Raw genomic sequence first — 20540 nt, forward strand, 5'->3', positions numbered from 1 at the left:
TTATTTTACTGTTTCATTTTCCGGTAAAGCAACCCCGACTTTTTTGCCTGTCATTTCCTCACAGATTTGCTTCATGGCTTCGACGTGACGCGCGTTGGATGGATGTTTGTCCTTTAATCCTTTGGCAATTTCGCTTCCGCACTCTTGTGCGAGAATTGCGCGTTTTTCATCCGGCGTCCTTCCCTGCATTTGGTTCTCGACGGTCGTTCTATAGCTGGTGCAACCGCCAAGAACGGCCAGCAGCGCAGTAGCAACAAATATGGCTTTAGAGTTCAGCATGATTTACTCCCGTGTGTCAGGCGCTGAAATTGTCGATTTGCGCTGGTTTGGATCGTAGTTTTCGTCAATTAACTGGCAGAGCGCTTTAAGGCGTTTTGTTTCCTCTGTCGTGCCCAAGCGATGGCGCATAAAGCTGCCACGGTAGCGATCTTTCCTTCTGATTGTGCTGTCCCGCGCTTCATCCAGACAGGCTTCGCGCAAGATTTCCTTCTTTTCCTCCAGCGTTTTCCCTGCCAATCGTTCAGAAAGCGGCAAAGACGGGATTGCCGGGTCTGAGGCACATGCGCTCAGCAGCACGGCAAGAAGGCCGATACAAAATACCTTTCTCATAGTTCCTCCTTTTCGGTTACTTCTTCAGCAAGGTGAAAATACTTATAGAGGGCGGGCAGCACCAAAAGTGTCAGGAAGGTCGCCGTCATTAGTCCGCCGATTACGACGATAGCGAGCGGCTTTTGCACCTCAGCTCCCGCGCCGTGGGAATACGCCATAGGCACATAGCCGAGCGATGGAACGACGGTCGCCATAATCATGGCGCGCAACCGATTCAGCGTGCCTTTGCGAACGGCTTCTTCTTCCGGCATTCCTTCCTGCACCAGTTGATTGATGCTGTTGACCATGACCAGCCCGTTCAAGACCGAGATGCCGGAGAGCGCGATAAAACCAACGCCAGCCGATATCGAAAAAGGCATCCCGATCAAGAGCAGCGTGAAAATGCCCCCGATTACAGATAAAGGGATGCCGCTGAAAACAAGCAAGGACTGTCGTACCGAATTCAGCGCGGTAAACAGCAGCAAGAAGATAAAGAAGAAACAGGCCGGAACGACGATCAGCAGACGTTCGCTGGCTTCCTTAAGGTTCTTAAATTGTCCGCCCCACTCAACCCAATAGCCTGCGGGCAATTTGACTTGTGCTCCGATTTTGGCTTGCGCCTCGGCTACAAACGACCCCATATCGCGTCCGCGTATGTTCGCCTGCACGACCATGCGGCGCTTACCGTTATCGCGGCTGATTTGGTTGGGGCCGTCCGTGATCTTAAGGCTGGCGACTTCCTTCAGCGGCAAATAACGCGGACGAACATGGGGGATGCCTTCCTTTTCATCTGCGGTTTCGCTTTCTTCCGGCAACAGAATCGGCAGGTTTTCGATGGTCGCCATATTGCCGCGAAGGCTATCAGGCAGACGAACCATGATATCGAAACGTCGATCCCCTTCAAAAACAAGTCCGGCTTCGCGCCCGCCGACCGCAATCGCAATGACGTCGAGCACATCGCTGACATTAAGGCTATAGCGTGCGATAGCGGCTCTATCGAGCACAATTTCCAAGAAAGGCAATCCCTCGGTTTGCTCCATTTTAACGTCGGCTGCGCCGTCCACACTTTGCAGAACACGCATCATCTCGCTTGCCGTTTTGCTCATAACCGAGAAATCATCACCAAAGATTTTCACAGCGACGTCGCCGCGCACCCCCGCGACAAGTTCATTGAAACGCATTTGAATGGGCTGCGTGAACTCATAGTTATTGCCCGGAATTTTACTCACGGCCTCTTCGATGCGTTTGATGAGTTCCGCTTTAGACAGCTTAGGATCGGGCCAGTCTTTGTTGTCCTTTAAGATGATAAAGGTATCCGTCGCATTTGGCGGCATGGGGTCGGCGGCCATCTCCGCCGATCCCGTTTTGCTGTACAAGAAAGCGACTTCCTTGAACTTGCTAACCGCTTTTTCAACTTCGAACTGCATTGTTTGCGACTGCGAAAGCGACGTGCTTGGAATGCGCAGCGCCTGCATGGCGATGTCTTTTTCATCAAGCGTCGGGATGAATTCCCGCCCAAGAAAACTGAATGTGATGAGTGATAGAGCGAACAAGCCCGTGACAATGCCGGTCGTCAAGAGAGGCCGCTTTAAGGCTCTTTCCAGCCAAGGAAGATAAAGACCCTTGGCCTTTTCCACGATAACTCCTTCGCCTTCTTTCACTTTGCCCGTCACAAAGAGAGCTATCATCGCCGGAACGAAAGTGATCGAGAGCACAAAAGCGAAAACCAAGGCAAGAATGACGGTCACAGCCATCGGCTCGAACATCTTACCTTCAATGCCGGTAAAGGTAAGCATGGGGACGTAGGCCATGATGATGATGGCTTGGCCGAAGACGATGGGCTGGATTATTTCCGTTCCGGCCAACCTCACTTCGTGCAGTCTTTCTTTGAGCGTAAGAACGTGGCCTTTTTCGTTTTGCGCGCGCCCCAGTCGATGCAGACAGTTTTCTGTCAAGATAATAGCGCCATCGACAATGAGGCCGAAGTCGAGCGCGCCCAAGCTCATAAGATTTGCGCTAACGCCGAGTTTCGTCATGCCGATAAAGGTCATCAGCATGGTGATCGGGATAACAAGCGCCGTAATCACGGCTGCCCGTATGTTGCCGAGCATCAAGAACAGCACAACGATAACAAGCAAAGCGCCTTCGGTTAGGTTTTTTTGAACTGTTGAAACGGTGCGATTGACAAGGTTGGTTCGATTAAGAACTGGTTTGGCTTCTATATCAGGCGGAAGCGATTTTCCTATCTCCTTCAGTTTCGTATCCACCGCTTCCGAAACCGTTCTGCCATTCGCGCCGATGAGCATAAGTGCTGTACCCACAACAACTTCCCGACCGTTTTCGGAAGCCGAACCTGTGCGTAATTCCTTGCCGATGCCGATTTCAGCAATTTCTTTCAGATAAATGGGAACGCCCCGTCTTGTAGCCACGACGATATTGCCGATATCCTTTTCGGAATTGATACGCCCGTCCGAGCGCACCACATAGGACTCGCCGTTTTTCTCGATGTAGCCCGCACCTACACTTTTGTTGTTCTTTTCCAACGCTTCAACGATATCTTTGAAGCCCAAGTCCAACGCCACCAGCTTTTCAGGATAGGGCTGGACATGGTACTGGCGCACATAGCCGCCGATGCCGTCTACGCCCGCCACGCCCGAAACGGCCTTAAGCTGAGGGCGAATAATCCAGTCTTCAACAGTGCGCAAATACGACGCCAGCTCGACATCTCCCTTGAGCTTCTGCCCTTCAGGCGTCAAATAGCTACCCTCGCTTTGCCATCCCGGTTGCCCGTTCTTGGCTTCCGCGCCTTTGCCGTTAGGGTGCAGGTAGCTCACTGTCCACATATATATTTCGCCAAGCCCCGTCGAGATCGCGCCCATGCGCGGTTCGGCTTCGGCAGGCAAATTTTCCTTGGCCTCTTGCAGGCGTTCGTTGACCTGTGCGCGCGCGAAATAAATATCGACATCGTCACGAAATACAGCCGTCACTTGGCTGAAGCCGTTGCGTGAAAGCGAGCGCGTACTGTCAAGTCCGGGAATGCCCGACAAGGCCGTTTCGACTGGAAATGTTACCTGCTTTTCGACTTCCGCCGGTGAAAGGGCAGGCGCTGTCGTGTTGATTTGAACCTGCACGTTCGTGATGTCAGGCACCGCATCGATTGGCAGGTTTTGCAGGGAATAAATCCCAAATGCCGCAACAGCGACAGTCAGCAACCCAACGAGATAACGATGGTGGAGAGAAAAGCCTAAGATTCGTGCAATCATTGTTTTTAATCCTCTTCTTTCGCCCCGGCTTTGCCGATATCTGCCTTGATAAGAAAACTGTTTTCGGTCACATAAGACTCGCCGGATTGCAGTCCATCCAATATTTCCGTCCACTGATTATCGCTGATGCCCGTCTTGATTGGGCGCATGACATAACGGTCTCCCATTTGCGCAAACACCGCCGTGTTGTTTTCCATGCGTTGGATTGCTGAAGTTTTCACGGCAACCAGCACTTCTTTTGCGTTCACTTCAACATCGCCGCGCACCGTCATGCCGGAATGCCAAAGGCCATCGGGATTAGGTAGCGTCACGCGCGCGACAATGGTCTGGCTCGATGCTTCGGCAATAGGCGACATGGTGGCAATTTGCGCTTTGCCTGTGTGCTCGCCCTCAAAACTCGTTACATGCACCATCTGGCCACGTTTGATCTGGTCAATATCGCGCGGGAAGATATGAAACTCAGCCCAAACATCGGAGACATTGGCAATAGTAAACAGCGGCTGTTCTCCCGCCACATCGCCAATATTCGTATTGCGCGCCAGAATAACCCCGCCTATAGGTGCTTTAACGGGATAAACCTGAAGGCTGTCGTTGCTTTCCACAAGTGCCAGCACATCGCCCATCTGAACGCTCTCGCCTTGACCTTTCTTGACCTCACGCACGATTCCGGGGAATCTGGCTTTTACCTGTGCCGTTGTGTTCTGGTTAAGCGTAATGCGGCCAGTTAGCGTAATGGTCTCACGCACAGTTGCGCTGCCGACTGTTTCAGTCCTGACACCCGCCGCTTCAGCGACATCCTTTGCAATCTGAGTGCTGTCCGCAGGCGCGGCTTCCGCCTCTTTTTGAACTGAAGCATCGGCTTCTTTGTCGCGGCTGCTCCAGTAAAGACCGCCGCTAAGGAGAAGGCCGGTAAGTGCCAACAAAAGAACTGGTTTATTCTTGATCATGGGGTTCCTCTAATGCGTTTTTTGTGGGGAGATGTGTTGCAGTCAGGCGTTCCACATTCGAACGTTGGATGTGGAATTCTTTCAGCGCTTCGATGTATTGCAACCGCGCGTCGGCCAACGTGCGCTGGGCATCCAACACTTCCAGATATCCAAATTTTCCCGCCTGATAGCCTTGGCGCGAAAGATCAAACGCATGCTCGGCTTCAGGCAAAATTACGTCTTTCAGTGTCGTCGCTTGGACATATGCCGTTTTCTGGGCTTGCAGGTTTTTTGTAAGCTCCGAGTTGAGCGCCAACTCGCTAACTCTTTGATCGACCGATGCCTTCGTTACCTCGGCCCGAGCCTTGGTGATGTTGCCCCGATTACCGTTCAGGACGGGAATTGGAATGGAAATCCCCACAAGAAAGGCCCTGTTGTTGCTCTCACGGAAATCACGCACGCCCGCATTGATGCGTGGGTCGGGTATCGCATTGGCTCTTTCTAACTCAAAGGCCGCTTCGCTTTTTGCAACCGCTGACTTCCAACGAGTGACATCAGGATTGCGTTCAAGCATTTCCTTGACAGCAGCCATCGTTGCTGGGGAAGAGATCGTGTAAAATCCGCTCGTATCGAGTTTGGCGACAGCGCCGCTATCATCCACGCCTATCAGGTTGGCCAAGACCTTGAGGGCAGCATCATGGTCACGCTCCGCTTTCTCCAAAGCGATGCGGCTGGTCGCCAGCGCCACGTTCGCCTTGCTTTTTTGTATCAGTGGCTCCCGTGCCGCTTCAACGCGACGCGAAACGGATTGCAAAACATCGTTGGCAAGGACTTGTTGTTCCCGCGCTTGCCGCACTTCTTCGGATGTCGCCACGGCTTCTACAAAAGCCTGCGTAACGTCTTGGATCAAATCGAGCTTCGCCGCCTGATGATCATAATTGGCAAGATCGACTCCGCGCTTGGCCATCTCAATACGGGCATCGCGTTTTCCGCCGATTTCCACCAACTGCGACACGCCATAGGTCACTTCGGCGGAATCAAACCCTTTATACTGGCCTTTCCCGGCAATATTTTCGGCGGCCACTTCCAATTCGGGATTTTGCCAGACTCCGGCTTGACGAAGCTCGCCTTGGCTGGATTGGCGCGCCGCATCGGACGATCTTATCTTCGGCGACTGTGTTAAGGCTCGCGCAATGGCGGCCTCAAGCGTCAATCCGCCTTCGGATTTTGGGTGAGTTAGCGCGTCAGGTGTTGTTGACTCTCGCTTGGCCGAACCACGATCCTGATCATCTTGCGTGTATTGCGGGTTGTCTCCAGCAAAAGCGCTATTGGACACAATCATTGCGCAGACAAGTACTGCGAAAAGTCTTCTCGTCATTACGAATCTCATTCGTTTGGGAAAAATATGCACACGACACACTCGACACCTTCGCAGGTGGGGTGACGTCAAATGCCGGAAACGGCAGAAATTAAACGTGCATAGGGGGCTTTAAGGGGGGGCGCGCACTGAACGAAATCACAACACTGTCGGCCATAACAGGCAGTTTACCGGCCTTCTTGGAAATATAGGTAAAGTAACCCGTTGGAAATCGAGATATAACGCTATGTTGGCAGGAACAATGTCCGCAGTTCACGTCATTCTGATTTTGAGTGTTCCCGTCCTTCTGGACATCTCCCCTAATCTCACTGACATGAGCCGGAGAAGCAGGAGCAGCAATCAGACATGCGTCAGCAGCCAAGGCTGGTGAAACAACCAAGCTAAAGAGGATCGCAATCAGCACACCGATTTTCTTCATGTAGGCGGGTCTATCATAAGAATTTTATGAAAGCAAATGATTTTGGAAATTTGAAACAACCATTTGTCAAAACAATTTAAGACGCCTTATTTTCGCCTTTTTCTTCGCGCGAATCCCGAAAGATTCGCCTTGTAGTTCAAATCTCACATTCAAGCTGGCCACAGCAACATGAATACCTAGCGGGATAGAAATTGTCGTAAGGGCTTCGTATCCACATTAATGCCCCGATGCCCCCTTATCGCGGCGTGCGACATTTCGCATAGGCCGGAACGATGAAGTCAGGGCGCGAAGCTGGGAGCATAAGGGCAATTTCGGTTTCAATAAGCAGCAGCACCTTCGTCGCAAACTGATCAACACTCGACATAGCCATTCTCCGTGAATTGGAAAATTAGCCGAGCGTATGGGCGATCAGAGAGGATGCCTTTTGATCACCATAGTAATCCCCAAGCATTTGACGCCGATCTTCGGCGTCGATTTCGGCACCGAGAGATCTGACTTCAGACCAGCATACGGTTTCTTTCTCCCCGCTTTTGAGAACATCGTCGGGAGATACCGGAACATACTGAGCTTTTAATGCCGTTGGATCACGAGTTTCGTTGTGCCAGTAGATAACTCTCTGGCGATCAGGGGTGATGTAGACTTGCCCCATAAGATCATCTGGGCGCACAGGAGGTTTTCCATCCACTGTTACATCGTGGAAGTGCTGCGCTCGCTCTTGGGCGCTTAATGAACGCGAGGGCTTGGACACTCTTAAAAACTCCACATCTTCCCAAAATTTAGCGTAGGGATAAAATCACAAGTGCGCATTAGCGCGACTGATCCAACCATAACTTCCTCCCATCGTTTTCTCAAATAGTTTCAGAATTACCCAGAGGGTCTGCTAAATTTTGTAGGCTTTTTTACCGACATGCGCCGGAAAGGAAACCACGGTCGGGCAAAGCGGACGAACCTCCGTGAGCATATTTTTCAGGGCGTCATTGCAGATCAATCCCGCATAATTCGAGAAGATTTCTTCGCGCTTTTCTTCCCGTTTATGCTCCCATTTTTTCGAGAGAGGCACAACTCTGGATGCCATCAACTTTCTCTCACCGTTCAAGAAATACTGCCGTTGATGGAAATCACGCCTTGTGTCCTCGTTATCGTTTGCTTCCATCCGGCCTTTCGACAAAAGAAGCTCAGCCCAGCAAATAACCTGAAAAGCTTCGTCTTTGCTGATTGCATAGAAATCATGCACCATTTTGCGCGGCAGTTCATTGACGGCGACAATCTTATCGTTGTTAACAAGCGCAGGCATCTCATAGTGATAAAAAATACGTTTGTGGTCGGCCCCGCAAACTGCAGTAGCGCCATATCCAAAAGCAGACTTGATATAAGAGCGGGAAACCCGCGACATCACATAGTCGCCACCCGCCTTAATTACATTTGGATCCGTCACGCCTTGTGACAGGAAGTATTCCTTTATGCCTACGTAGAGCTTGTTTTCAATAAAGAGAAACTTGCCAATTGGAGACCCGTCCAACCAAACTACGGGGATTCCTTGGCGCAGCAATTCCTGAACCATTTGATCGGTTCGTTTCAGGTTATCTATTCTCGGAGCATACGGTATAAATAGATCTTTTTCTGGTGAAACGATAACATCTGGGCCTGTGTATGAAAGGCTATATCCTTTGTGATCAAAGGCCAAAACACCGCCATGCCGAGCGGTAATTTCGCATCGAGCAATACGCCAAGCCTGTTCAGGGGACTTTCCTGAGAAAATATTGGATGGTGATGGAGTAGACATTGGTTCGTCCCTTACTGGTCGAACCGCTTGTCCCTTCGCGTTTTAGGTGGTGTTTTAGGAGAAGATGGGTTTTTATAAACAACTTGATCTTCTGCTGAATAATAACTTCCAACGATGCGTTGCTTGATCGGGCGCATATCCTTCTGTTTACGGTATTCAACGCCGGTAAGTTGGTCTTTTACGAGTTGATCAATGAGCAGTTTTTCGTCTTCGGGCGAAACTTCAAGATATTGCCCTGTTTTCGCATCCGTCTCAAAAGAAGCCGGGTATAAATAGCCACGGCGTTTTTCGAGATCCTTCACATAGACGTTAGGAATGGTCGTGATAAAAAGATCGTCACGAGCAAAATCCTCGCCCATCGTGATGTACATCATTTTTTGGCCAACGCGGTACACCACGGTTTCCTCTCCGAAACCGTTGTCGATCATTTCGACAGGTGTTTTGCTCGTTGACGGCATTACAAAGGGCATCCAAACCAAAGGCGTTTCATAATTTAAAGCTACGGATCCCAACATAACGCCCTCCAATGGCTTTCTCAAATAGTTTCAGAAATATTAACGGGTTAAAATGCCCTGCCGATGAACCCGAACACGAGGGGTATCTTACCAGAAAATGGCAAGCAAAACAATTTCATCAATACTTTCAACCACATAGTTACTTTTGTGTTAACAGGTTTTGGACGTTAAGGAATATGCGCAGAAATTATTGCGTTTTTCTCGGGCGGATTAACCATACCGCCTTCTCTTGCTGTGTTGGCGTTGCCATTTTCCACAAAATCATCCAAGTCCGCGCTCGTGTATCGCACGCTGTTTCCAACTTTGACATGCTTCGGGCCGGTTTTTCGCCAGCGCCAATGATCCATTAGGCGTGGGTTCACGCTCAGGTATTTGGCGGCCTGTTCGGACGTCATGAAGCGCGGCAGGTCATTGGTATTTTCGATGCACAGCAAGCCCGCAAGAGGAGCTAAGGCTGGTGGATCGACGGGAACGGCTTCAACATCGATGATCATTGGATTACTTGGTGGGGGAAGCGCTAAGAGGCATCCAAGTTCGTCGGTGATTTTGCTGGCGGCTTCAAGCGCCGGATCGGTCGCAAGGTGTGCGTAGCGCGCCGTCGTTTGCGTTTGGGTGTGGCCGAGCAACTTTCCGATCATGGGAAGGCTCATGCCCATTGCTACGGCGTTTGAGGCGAAGGTGTGCCGAAGATCATGAATGCGGACATCTTCAATCTCCGCCCATTTACGGATTTTTTGCCACGTGGATTGCAAATCATAGATGGGTTCCTCCGGCTTGCTGTCAGAGCAAATCAAATACGGGTTGCCGTTCTTGTGCGGCAGATGACGCAACAGGTCGATAGCCGTCCGACCGAGGTGAATGAACTTCGGGCCGGTTTTGGAATCCGGCAATCGGATGATCCCGCGATCAAGCAGCACATATTCCCATTTGCAGCACCGGATCTCTCCAAGACGAGCACCGGTCAAAATCAGCAGACGGAAAGCGGCAATGGCATAAGGCGAGCAGAGCGTCGCTTCTTCCGCCATGCGAAGCGTTTCGCCCAGTCGACGCATCTCGTCGGCGGAGAGATAGCGCTCGCGTTTGACCTCCTTAAACTTTTTCAGGTGGCGGCAGGGGTTTGATCCGTCCTGACGCAGACCCCACAGCTCCGCGAGATTGAACATCTTGGAAAGCACAACCATGACTTTGTTCGCTTTGTCGGGGCTACTCGCAAGTTTGTGTTGAAGATTGGCGATGTCCGCGCGTGTGATGCTGGCGACCTTTAGGTGGCCAAGTTCTGGGATGATGTGTTTGTTCAGGAGATGCGTGTACTGAGCGCGGGTGCTTGGCTTCAGATGATCCTTGCAATGTACATCCTGAAACCTTTGCCCCAGATTGCGCACATCTGGAGCGGCGGCAAGCGCCTGCTTATCGCCGGAGGGATCGCCGCCGCCCCGCACAATGGCCAGAGTCTTTGTTGCCTTGACGCGCGCCTGCTCGACAGTGAGGACGGGATAATGACCAAGTGTGCAACGTCTGGCTCTGGTGCCCACGCGGTATTGCAGGACGAAGATCCTCTTTCCCGATGGCATGATGCGCACACCGAAGCCCGGCAATTCATCGTCAAAGATGAAATAGTCCTTGGCCTTGATCTCGGCGGATTCCAATGTGCGTTTCGTCAGTCGTGCCACAGCGTTCGAGCCTGTCGTTATTATGGTTCTCGTCAGCCATGCGCGCCGTTTCATGGAAGCACTGTGGAAGCAAGAGGCTTCAAACCGGTGCGTAAAGCTGATAACCAGACAGTCGCTCTATAGGTCGCTGGAAGTCAACTAACACATTGATATAGCGTAATAAAAAGCGTTTCTTCGCATTCCTGCGAAGTTGTGCAAAATAGGCCGAGCGCAGTTTGGTAAGGACGGGGTCGGAGGTTCGATTCCTCTCAGTAGCACCATTTTTTCAATGAGTTATCCGCATTACCTCCATGAGTTGGGCAGTCTCGGCGGGGATGAAAGAATTATGAATATATGTCATTTGTTGTTACACTCTGAGGCGTTGCTGTAGATATCTTTGGTAGGTAGCCATGAAAAATTCATCCATCATCGTCTTAGGTTTAGCTTTGGCCTGTTCTGTGGCTACGTCTGCCATGGCAGCGCAGGATCGCTTGAGTGCCGAGCGCGGCTCATTGCAGCGTCAATGGGATAGAATACAGCCTCAATCTCAGGTGCTCCACGCTGAGCAGGATGATGTTGCAGTCGGGGGTGCCACGTCTCTGGGCGCCGGGCGTACGTCCATAGGCAGAAGCGGGACGCCGCTGGCTGCGGGAGGGAGTCCGCTTGGAATGCGGGGCAGTCCTCTGGGTACGGCGCAATCTAATCTGGGTTATGGTGGTTCTCGGGTGCAAAATCCAGGCGGCGTGCTTAGTTCGCAGACAGCACCGCTCAGCAGTTATCAAAACGGCCTACAGATTGCTCGCTAATGCTGTGAGACGCTCGCTCTCGTTCATGACCTTGTAGGCCCCGCAGTATTTCCGGTTTGTAAGACGTATTTTCGGGGCTATGCTGCTGTTCTTCCGCGCACACTACGTCTTGCGTTTGATGGTTTTGGCTGGATGAACGCGGTCTGCAATGCAGTTTCGGTCGGCCTGATATCTGCATTCCGCATTTTGCCACAGCGCCTATCTTTCCCTCAAGCTTTCATGCCCATATTGTAAGAGTGGGCTAAGGAAGTATTCGATCACGCGGCGTTTGCCGGTTTTGATCTCCACTGTCACGGCCATGCCGGGGCCAAGATGCACCTGTGTGCCATCGACCAGGATCGTAGAGCGTTCCATTCGGACGCGGGCGGTATAGATGAGGCCGCGTTTCTCGTCATTGATGGCATCGTGCGAGACGGAAAGCACCTTGGCATGAAGGGTGCCGTATTTGGTGTAGGGAAAAGTTTCGATCTTAATCTCGGCGTTCTGATTGGCTCTGACGAATCCGATATCCTTATTCTCGACGAAGGCTTCGATTTCCAAAGCGTCGTCGCGCGGCACGACGACCATCAACGCCTGGGCCGGCGTGACGACGCCTCCCACGGTATGCACCGCCAATTGCTGAACTGTGCCTTCCACCGGCGCGGTCAGAGTCATCAATTTGCCGCGCGTGTCGGCTTTGAGCAATTCTTGCTCGGTCGCTGCGGCTTTTTGCATGCCGTCATTCAGGCTGTCCAGATGCGTGCGGCGTGTCTCGGCGGTAAGCTGGGATTTTTGTCCCTCGGCCTCACGCAAAGCGGCCTCGATCTCGTTCAGGCGACTGCGCTGCGCGGCCAGATCCGACTCCTGTTCGATATGGGCCTGTTGCTTTTCTAGATAGGCATGCTTGGATACCGCGCTGCGTTCCAGTAACTCCTTAAAGTCCTGGGCGCGCTGGCGCGCGAGGGGAGCCGTTTGCTCTAATTTATGCACCAGTTCCCGAGTTGATTCCAACTCCGCCTGACGCTGCGCAATGGAGGCATCCATGCGTTCCAGTTTGGCCAGATACTCGCCATGCTGGCCCGATAGCCAGGACAGCGCCTCTTGCCAGCGTGATTCATCCAAATGAGCTGGCCGTTGTGGCAGTTCCAGCTTGCCTGAATCCAGCGCCGCCAGCATGGCTTTCGAACGCGCGGCCTGCAATTGGGAGAAACCCAAATCGCCCGTTAGGCGGTCACGGTCTGCCTGGGCGTTTGTGGCATCCAACTCGATCAGCACATCTCCGGCTTTGACAGATTGCCCATCATGAACATGGATTGCCTTAACCGTGGCGGTTTCGATCGGCTGGATGGTCTTGGTGCGGTCTCCTGGCACGATGCGTCCTTGGGCGGTGGCCACCATGTCAATCTGTCCGAATGTCGCCCATAGCACAGCCAACAAGGCAAAGCTCATGATAAGCCACATCGCCATGCGCGGCGCAGGGGATGGCGGCGTTTCCTGCAACGCCAACGCAGCGGGTAGAAATTGCGCTTCATGCGGCAAACGCGCCGGGCTATCCAGCTCTTGCCGATGCCGCCAAGCGTGACGTAGCACCGCCGCATAGCGCTTCCACAAATCCCCCCAAGCCTTGCTGTGTAATGTCCAGGTCATGGCGGCCTATCCCTGCTGCAATCGGTGCAGCCGTGCATAATGTCCGGCTTGACGCTGCATCAATTCGGCATGTGCCCCAGCTTCGACGATGCGGCCCCGGTCCAGCACAATGATCCGATTGGCGTCCCGCACAGCGGACAAACGATGCGCGATGATGATCACCGTACGGCCCTGGCAAATGACTTTCATATTGTTTTGAATCACGCGCTCGGATTCATAGTCCAACGCGCTGGTGGCCTCATCAAAGATCAGGACACGCGGATTGGTCATCAACGCGCGGGCGATGGCGATACGCTGACGCTGTCCACCCGAAAGGGTCGCGCCATGCTCGCCCACCATCGTGTCATAGGCTTCGGGAAGCTCCAGGATGAACTCATGCGCACCCGCCATCTTGGCGGCGCGCATCACGGCTTCGAGCGGCGCTCCTGGATCGGACAAAGCGATATTGTCGCGGATCGATCGGTTGAACAGCACATTTTCTTGCAAGACCACGCCGATCTGCCGCCGCAGTGACGATGAATCGGCCAGAGCCAGATCCATCCCATCGATCAGCACGCGCCCACGTTCAGGCACATACAGCCGTTGCACCAATTTGGTCAGCGTGCTTTTACCCGACCCCGAACGACCAACGATGCCCAGTATCTCACCCGGTTGAATAACCAGTTCGATCCCGCACAACACTTCTGGCCCATCCGGGCGATAGCGAAAGGTCACATGATCCAGTTCGATCCGCCCCTTCAGTGCCGGAAGGCTGCTTTTCGCCCCCGCCGTCTCTCGATGCGTGTTCAGGATATCGCCCAGGCGCTGCATGGAGATACCGACCTGCTGGAAATCCGTCCATAACTGCGCCAAGCGCATCACGGGCTGCGCCACTTGTCCTGCCAGCATGTTAAAGGCAATTAGCTGGCCGACCGTCAGATGGCCTTCCATCACCAATCGTGCCCCGACATACAGCGTTGCCACCGTCACCAGTTTTCCGATCAACGAAACGCCATTGCTGGCGAAGTTACCCAAAGCAGTGGTGCGGAAGCTGGAGGACACATAGGCCGCCAATTGGTTATCCCATTTGCGCGTCCATTGCGGCTCGACCGCCATGGCCTTGACCGTATCAATGCCGCTGATGGTTTCGACCAAAAAGGCTTGGTTCTCGGCACCACGATTAAATTTCTCGTCCAGTCTCGCGCGCAATAAAGGGGTAACGAAAGCCGACAAAATGCCATAGCACGGCAAGGACAACACCACGATCAAGGTCAGCCAGCCGCTGTAGCACAGCATTACCGCGATAAAAACCACCGAGAACAGCAGATCAAGGACCAAGGTAATGGCGTTGCCCGTTAGGAAAGAGCGGATATTCTCCAACTCCCGTACACGCGCAACGGAATCGCCCACGCGCCGCGCCTGAAAATAGGCCAAGGGCAAGCCCAGCAAATGGCGAAACAGCCGTCCCCCCAATTCCACATCAATGCGGCTGGAGGTATGGGCAAAGATATAACCACGCAGGGTATTCAACGTGACCTCGAACAGCACCACCACGCCAAGCCCTACGGCGATCACATCCAGAGTCGTCATGCCTCGATGCACCAGAACTTTATCCATCACCACTTGAAAAAACAGAGGCGTGATAAGCGCGAAGATTTGCAGCACAAAACTGACCAGAAGAACCTCACCCAGCAAACGGCGATATTTGACAACGGCGGGGATGAACCATGAGAAATCAAATTTTGCCATCTCTCCCGCCAGCGAAGCGCGCGAGGTGAATAGAATCAATTCCCCCGTCCAGCGCGCATCAAGTTCTGCGCGGCTCACCGACTGAGGGCGACCAACAGCAGGATCCTGGATCAACACTTGATCCTCTTGTGCGCGCGCCACGATAAAGAATCCGCCCGCCCGATCTACGGCGATAGCGGGCAGCGGCGCGCGATCTAAACGTTCGATCTGCGTGCGCGTCAGCTTGGCATGCAGGCCCAATTGCTTGGCCGCCAAAAGAATCTCGGCTTGACCCAGCCTATGACCGTCAGATGCATGCTCATGAAGGATTTGATCGGGATCCGCCGCTACGCCGTGAAAGCGCGTCATCATCACAAGGCATGCCAGCCCCGAATCCACCACCGCCCCCGCAGTAGCTGCAGGATTGATTGTTGGTTTCTTGACGGAATCTTGCTCGGACATGCCTGTGCTCGTATCAAATAGAAAGAGGTATATTATTTCATAATCGTTTTAATATTTCGTGACCAACGCCACCGAAACACACTATAAGTCACGAAATACTCTACCCATTTAGGGGGGGGGCAAACGAAGCCCCCCCATTCCAACCCCCTACTTACGCCCAATTCGCGGCGATCACGCTGGCTAACGCCGCTTGGTAATTGCCGGGCAAGGTCGTCTGACCCATCACGGGTGGCGTGAAGCCCGCCATAGCGCTAACCAGATTCTCGACTTGGCTGTCCAGCAGAGTCTTGGCGTTAGAGGATTTGATCTGCTCGACATGATAGGCCTTGCCTGAATACCAGTTGCTGACAGTGACCTTATCCGCAGTGCCGATTAAGCTGACTTCCAGATTGTTCCCCACATGACGGAACCAGATTTGATCGCTGTTTGCTCCCGACAAAAAGGACAGAACATCCACATTGCCCGTGGTAGCGTCATTTTCCGTTAGAATGTCCGAGCCATCTCCTGCGGCAAAGTTATAAGTGTCATTACCCGAACCGCCCGTGAGCTGATCATTATCAGCATTACCAACCATAATGTCATTTCCAGCCCCGCCGCTGATGATGTCATTCCCAGCCCCGCCACGCAGCACATCAGCCCCTGTGCCGCCGAAAAGACGATCATTGCCGTTCTCGGCCCACATTTCGTCATTGCCCGATCCACCGGCCAGCATATCGTCGCCCTCGCCGCCGACCAGCTTATCGTTGCCGCCATTGCCAAAGATCTGATCATTGCCGCCATAAGTGCGGATGGTTTCCGCCTCGGCATCGCCCCAATAGATATCCGCCGCCGTGTTCGTCGTAGCCGTGCCCAAGGTGATATTCGTGCCGTAATTGCCACCCCACACCCAAGAGTCATAGGCGTAAAGACCCGCATAAGACCCATCATCGAATTGCAGCCAATCGATCGGACGATAAGCCGAATACTGATATTTCAGCAGCACATCATCGGCCGCGTTCAGCTTGATCAACACGTCATTCGTGGCTCCGGTCACCGAGAATCGTAGCGCATCGGTATCGGCCAGCCCTTGGATCAACAGCGTGTCCGTCCCCGCGCCGCCACCGCTGGCGTCATCGAGCACATCATGACCGTAACCGGCGGCAAAGACATATTTGTCATCGCCCAGACCGCCATAGAGGACGTCGGACCCAGCCTCGCCATAAAGCTGGTCATTGCCATCATTGCCCTGAATTTGGTCATCGCCCGCCCCGCCATACAAGGCGTCGGCATCTCCCTCGCCATAGATTCGATCATTGCCAGCGCCGCCCCATATGTGGTCAAGCCCTGCGCCACCACGGATCGCATCATTCCCTGCATCACCGTTCAACTGATCCGCGCCGTCTTCGCCATAGAGCGTATCATCGCCATCGCCGCCCCAAGCTTTGTCGTTGCCGGTGCCGCCTTGGATAAGGTCCACCCCGGCATCGCCGTTTAGTTGATCGTCGCCGTCTTGACCATAGAGCTTGTCATCGCCGAGGCCGCCCCAAGCTTTGTCGTTGCCGGTGCCGCCTTGGATAAGGTCCACCCCGGCATCGCCGTTTAGTTGATCGTCGCCGTCTTCGCCATAGAGCGTATCATCACCATCGCCGCCCCAAGCCGAGTCATTGCCGATGCCGCCTTGGATAAGGTCCACCCCGGCATCGCCGTTTAATTGATCGTCGCCGTCTTCGCCATAGAGCTTATCATCGCCGGTACCGCCCCAAGCTTTGTCGTTGCCGGTGCCGCCTTGGATAAGGTCTAACCCGGCATCGCCGTTCAACTGATCCGCGCCGTCCTCGCCAGAGAGCGTATCATCACCATCGCCGCCCCAAGCTTTGTCGTTGCCGGTGCCGCCTTGGATAAGGTCCACCCCGGCATCGCCGTTTAATTGATCGTCGCCGTCTTGGCCATAGAGCTTATCATCGCCGAGGCCACCCCAAGCTTTGTCGTTGCCGGTGCCGCCTTGGATAAGGTCTAACCCGGCATCGCCGTTTAATTGATCGTCGCCGTCTTGGCCATAGAGCTTATCATCGCCATCGCCGCCCCAAGCGTTGTCGTTGCCTTCTCCACCGGAAACTCCGTCATTTCCATCACTGCCCCAGCATGTATCGTTGCCGTTGCCGCCGGATATCCCGTCATTCCCCGCTTCGCCGTTCAGCTGATCATCGCCATCGCCGCCCGAAATTGAATCATTCCCATCACCACCCCAAGCTTTATCATTGCCGGCCTTACCTTCAAGATTGTCATCCCCAGCATCGCCGAATAGCTGGTCATTGCCATTGTCACCTGAAATCATGTCATCCCCAGCATTGCCGTAAAGCTGGTCATTGCCATTGTCACCTGAAATCATGTCATCCCCAGCATTGCCGTAAAGCTGATCATCGCCGTCTTCGCCAAACAGCCTGTCATCGCCATCGCCGCCCCATGCTTTGTCATTGCCCACGCCGCCGAATATCCAATCATTCCCGGCATCGCCGTTTAGTTGATCGGCACCGTCTTCGCCATTGAGCGTATCATCCCCGTCTCCGCCCAATATTTTGTCATTGCCGGCACCCCCTAACACAGAATCGTTACCTTCCCCCGCATCGATCACATCATCCGTCGCCGCACCTACAATGCCTGTTATATTGTCATCCCAATCCGTCCCGAACGTTTTCATTGAAAGTCCCGCCAGGGATATCATCTGTCCGTTTGACAACTTGATATAGTCTAACCGATTGCTTACAGCATGATAGAACTGACCCATCACCGTAATCAGATCAAGCCCCGCGATCACAATCGCCAGGTTCTGGTTGCCATCATGGTAATAGGACACCTGCGCTGCCGTAATGCCGGCCGGAGCCAGCAACACATCCTGCAGATCGTTGCCCTCCTCATAAATGCGGTCATAGCCGGACGAGGCAACATAGATGTCATTGCCGACCCCACCTTCCAACACATCCGTCCCAATGCCGCCGTCTAATTTATCATCAGACATGCCGCCATATAAAGAATCATCCCCGCCGTAGCCATATAAAGCCATCTTAAAAGTAGGAGAAGTCCAGGTAAAGTCGTGTCCATAAGAGAATATACTGTCATTTCCCTCAGTCCCATAGGATGAAACCGTGATGCGATTGTCACCTTTCATAGAATAGACCACACCATTCGCCAAACGTAAATTATCTATATTTGTGATGCGTCTATCATTTATGGGAATAGTGGAAAATTCCACATACTGATTTTCTTTTAGAGCTATTTCTCCTAAATTAGCTACATGAATCTTTAATGCATAACTATCAGAATATGAGGCATGATAATGATCAGTATATTCAAAATTTAAATTAGATAGAGTCACGCCAGTCGGCATAACTATCGTATCATTACTGTTATAAAAATAGGGTGTGTTATTGACACGATATGTTGAATTATCATCATAGCGATCATAACCACTTGTATAAATATACGTATCATCCCCGCTTCCACCATAAACATCATCATCGCCATCTCCACCTTTAAAAGTATTATTTCCAGAGATGCCTAGAATATCGTAAGAACCTACGTCTCTTAGAACATCATTTCCGGCGCCGCCATCCAGTATATCGTTGCCTACGTCTCCATATAATTCATCTCTCCCCTCACCGCCGTATAACGTGTCATTACCTTCACCCCCATATAATGTATCGCTTCCCGTCCCGCCGTATAATGTATCTTTGCCTAAACTTCCTGCCATCCAATCATCGTCTTCATCGCCATAAATAACATCATTGGCAGATCCCCCAATGATATGGTCATATCCTGTATTGCCATGAAGCGTGGCATTTACCATCAGGCCGGATATACTGATAAGGTCATTCCCGCCCATGCCATTGACGCTGACATTTTGCGTCCATGCACCCGATGACGAGTATATCGTGTCATTATAATTGGTGCCGTAAGAGATGGGGACGTACATATTGGTGTACACGCCGCCGGCATCTGTCCCATACCCATAGGTATGCTGCACAGGGGGAGGCGCAGGCTGATTCATGTGAATCAGATATGTGCCGCCTGCCGCGCTGGCCGTAGGCGTAATGGTAAAATCCGTAAAAGCCCATCCCCCGGAAGACGGATAGATCCGAAAGCCAGGGTCCGATGAACCGCGCAGCACCACCAAAGCGCCGTCAAGGTCGTCGTCCAGCTCGCTGGGCACGACATAAATCATCTTGGTTGTCGTGTCGAAAATATAGGCGCGGTTTTTATTGGGCAGGAAAGGCAAAGGGGTGTCCTGCGCGCCGATGGCGATGGCCTGGATCGGCACGCGGATCATGCTGCCCACGGCCACAGAACAAACTCCCGCGTCCCAGTAAACGCCATCATCCTCGGTCACGCGATCATTCAGCCGCCCTAACAGATCGGCGCTATATCTCACACTGGCGGCGATAGAGGCCAGGGTTTCTCCCGGCTGCACCAGATGAAACCCCGTGCCCGGCACATTCACCGCGTCCCGCGCGCTGGCCAGCAGATTGGCGCGAATGGCTGTTAAGTCCGTCACCGCCGTACTGCCCGCCGGAAATGTTTTGATATGATTGGCGATATTCGCGGCCTCCTGCTTCAACGCCAAAGCCACAAACACCCCCGCCAGCGGATTGGCGGTAAAGTTGATGCTGGTTGCGTTATCGTCAGTTTCCACAGCTGTCACGCCCAGCGCTGCCGCCAGGTCACGGAGGCGGCGGCTTTCCAGGCCCTGTTTATAAACGCCCTCGGCTTTATTATTAAAGAACAGCACATCGGCCAGGAATGCGCCGATATTGCCTTGCTGAATATATTTTCCCTGCAAATCCCCATAAACCCCGTTATACTTTTCGCTGATCAACAACGCATGCAGGCCGTTATTCGCCAATGTGTGGCCCTCATCACCGGCGTTCAGCTTCGGATCCGTGATCTTACTGATCAATTCAGGCTCGTATCGGCGCTTCATCGCGGCGTTCAGCAAGGCCAGGCCTTGAGCCTGCGTTAGGCCCTTGGGTGGCTGGTCCGTGACCGTCCCTGCATAATCATTCTTGAAAGCGGTATTGAGTGCCGCCAATGTCTTTTCGTCCCCAGACTTAATATAACTGACCAGCAATTCGCGCGTACTATACATTGTGCCGCCGACATCATTTGTCTTAGCATCACTGATGGCAATCCCCGCCGCCGTGAAATCGGCAATAATCCCCGCACCCGTCTGCTTGCTGATGTCATAGCCATAGCCGATAGTGTAGTCCAGATTCCCCGGTTTCCCATACTTTCCTGCTGCGGGAAGGTTACTTCCTCCCAAATAAAGAGGCCTGTTCTCTCCCTCCTGGAGCATCTTGTTACGCACGGCCAGATAGGCGGCGTTATCAGCATAGTTTGGAAAAAGAACGGCGAATTTCGACATGTTGGTTACTCCCGACTTGTGTGG

At 52.9% G+C, this 20540-nt stretch carries 12 protein-coding genes; all 12 read right to left on the reverse strand.

What is annotated here, in order from left to right; all coding sequences use genetic code 11:
• The 12 genes from IPI58_00780 to IPI58_00835 all read right to left on the reverse strand — a co-directional run bounded on the left by IPI58_00780 (position 1) and on the right by IPI58_00835 (position 20516).
• Positions 1-279, reverse strand: coding sequence for a hypothetical protein (locus IPI58_00780; GenBank protein ID QQR69253.1), 279 nt, complete (start codon positions 277-279; stop codon positions 1-3).
• A gap of 3 nt (positions 280-282) precedes the next feature.
• Positions 283-609 carry a hypothetical protein gene (locus IPI58_00785; GenBank protein ID QQR69254.1) on the reverse strand — a complete coding sequence of 109 codons (327 nt, stop codon included), beginning with the start codon at positions 607-609 and terminating at the stop codon, positions 283-285.
• Positions 606-3851: a CusA/CzcA family heavy metal efflux RND transporter gene (locus IPI58_00790; protein ID QQR69255.1), complete on the reverse strand. Its 3246-nt coding sequence runs from the start codon at positions 3849-3851 to the stop codon at positions 606-608. Before IPI58_00790 ends, IPI58_00785 begins: the two co-directional genes overlap by 4 nt.
• A 5-nt stretch (positions 3852-3856) precedes the next feature.
• Positions 3857-4798, reverse strand: a complete 942-nt coding sequence (locus IPI58_00795; GenBank protein QQR69256.1) for an efflux RND transporter periplasmic adaptor subunit — start codon at positions 4796-4798, stop codon at positions 3857-3859.
• Positions 4785-6188, reverse strand: a complete 1404-nt coding sequence (locus IPI58_00800; GenBank protein ID QQR69257.1) for a TolC family protein — start codon at positions 6186-6188, stop codon at positions 4785-4787. Before IPI58_00800 ends, IPI58_00795 begins: the two co-directional genes overlap by 14 nt.
• A gap of 773 nt (positions 6189-6961) precedes the next feature.
• Positions 6962-7321: a hypothetical protein gene (locus IPI58_00805; GenBank protein QQR69258.1), complete on the reverse strand. Its 360-nt coding sequence runs from the start codon at positions 7319-7321 to the stop codon at positions 6962-6964.
• 132 nt (positions 7322-7453) lie between these two features.
• Complete coding sequence (locus tag IPI58_00810; GenBank protein ID QQR69259.1) at positions 7454-8356, reverse strand: hypothetical protein; 903 nt, start codon at positions 8354-8356, stop codon at positions 7454-7456.
• Between the two features lie 11 nt (positions 8357-8367).
• Positions 8368-8871 (reverse strand): hypothetical protein, encoded by a 504-nt coding sequence (locus IPI58_00815; GenBank protein QQR69260.1) that lies wholly within the window; start codon positions 8869-8871, stop codon positions 8368-8370.
• A 167-nt stretch (positions 8872-9038) separates the two neighbouring features.
• Positions 9039-10541: a tyrosine-type recombinase/integrase gene (locus IPI58_00820; GenBank protein ID QQR69261.1), complete on the reverse strand. Its 1503-nt coding sequence runs from the start codon at positions 10539-10541 to the stop codon at positions 9039-9041.
• Between the two features lie 983 nt (positions 10542-11524).
• The gene (locus tag IPI58_00825) at positions 11525-12952 is read right to left on the reverse strand and encodes an HlyD family type I secretion periplasmic adaptor subunit (protein QQR69262.1); all 1428 of its coding nucleotides are present in this window, start codon (positions 12950-12952) and stop codon (positions 11525-11527) included.
• A 6-nt stretch (positions 12953-12958) separates the two neighbouring features.
• A complete protein-coding gene (locus IPI58_00830) occupies positions 12959-15121 on the reverse strand; it encodes a type I secretion system permease/ATPase (protein QQR69263.1) in 2163 nt (720 codons plus the stop codon).
• 151 nt (positions 15122-15272) lie between these two features.
• Complete coding sequence (locus IPI58_00835; protein QQR69264.1) at positions 15273-20516, reverse strand: hypothetical protein; 5244 nt, start codon at positions 20514-20516, stop codon at positions 15273-15275.
• Positions 20517-20540 lie beyond the last annotated feature (24 nt).

Source organism: Alphaproteobacteria bacterium (assembly GCA_016699305.1).
Taxonomy (GTDB): domain Bacteria; phylum Pseudomonadota; class Alphaproteobacteria.

What these genes read in the sequence shown, in the direction of transcription:
- IPI58_00810 (QQR69259.1), bottom strand. Translation starts at nt 8,356, where the DNA reads ATGTCTACTCCATCACCATCCAATATTTTCTCAGGAAAGTCCCCTGAA.
- IPI58_00825 (QQR69262.1), bottom strand. Translation starts at nt 12,952, where the DNA reads ATGACCTGGACATTACACAGCAAGGCTTGGGGGGATTTGTGGAAGCGC.
- IPI58_00830 (QQR69263.1), bottom strand. Translation starts at nt 15,121, where the DNA reads ATGTCCGAGCAAGATTCCGTCAAGAAACCAACAATCAATCCTGCAGCT.
- IPI58_00785 (QQR69254.1), bottom strand. Translation starts at nt 609, where the DNA reads ATGAGAAAGGTATTTTGTATCGGCCTTCTTGCCGTGCTGCTGAGCGCA.
- IPI58_00790 (QQR69255.1), bottom strand. Translation starts at nt 3,851, where the DNA reads ATGATTGCACGAATCTTAGGCTTTTCTCTCCACCATCGTTATCTCGTT.
- IPI58_00815 (QQR69260.1), bottom strand. Translation starts at nt 8,871, where the DNA reads ATGTTGGGATCCGTAGCTTTAAATTATGAAACGCCTTTGGTTTGGATG.
- IPI58_00795 (QQR69256.1), bottom strand. Translation starts at nt 4,798, where the DNA reads ATGATCAAGAATAAACCAGTTCTTTTGTTGGCACTTACCGGCCTTCTC.
- IPI58_00780 (QQR69253.1), bottom strand. Translation starts at nt 279, where the DNA reads ATGCTGAACTCTAAAGCCATATTTGTTGCTACTGCGCTGCTGGCCGTT.
- IPI58_00835 (QQR69264.1), bottom strand. Translation starts at nt 20,516, where the DNA reads ATGTCGAAATTCGCCGTTCTTTTTCCAAACTATGCTGATAACGCCGCC.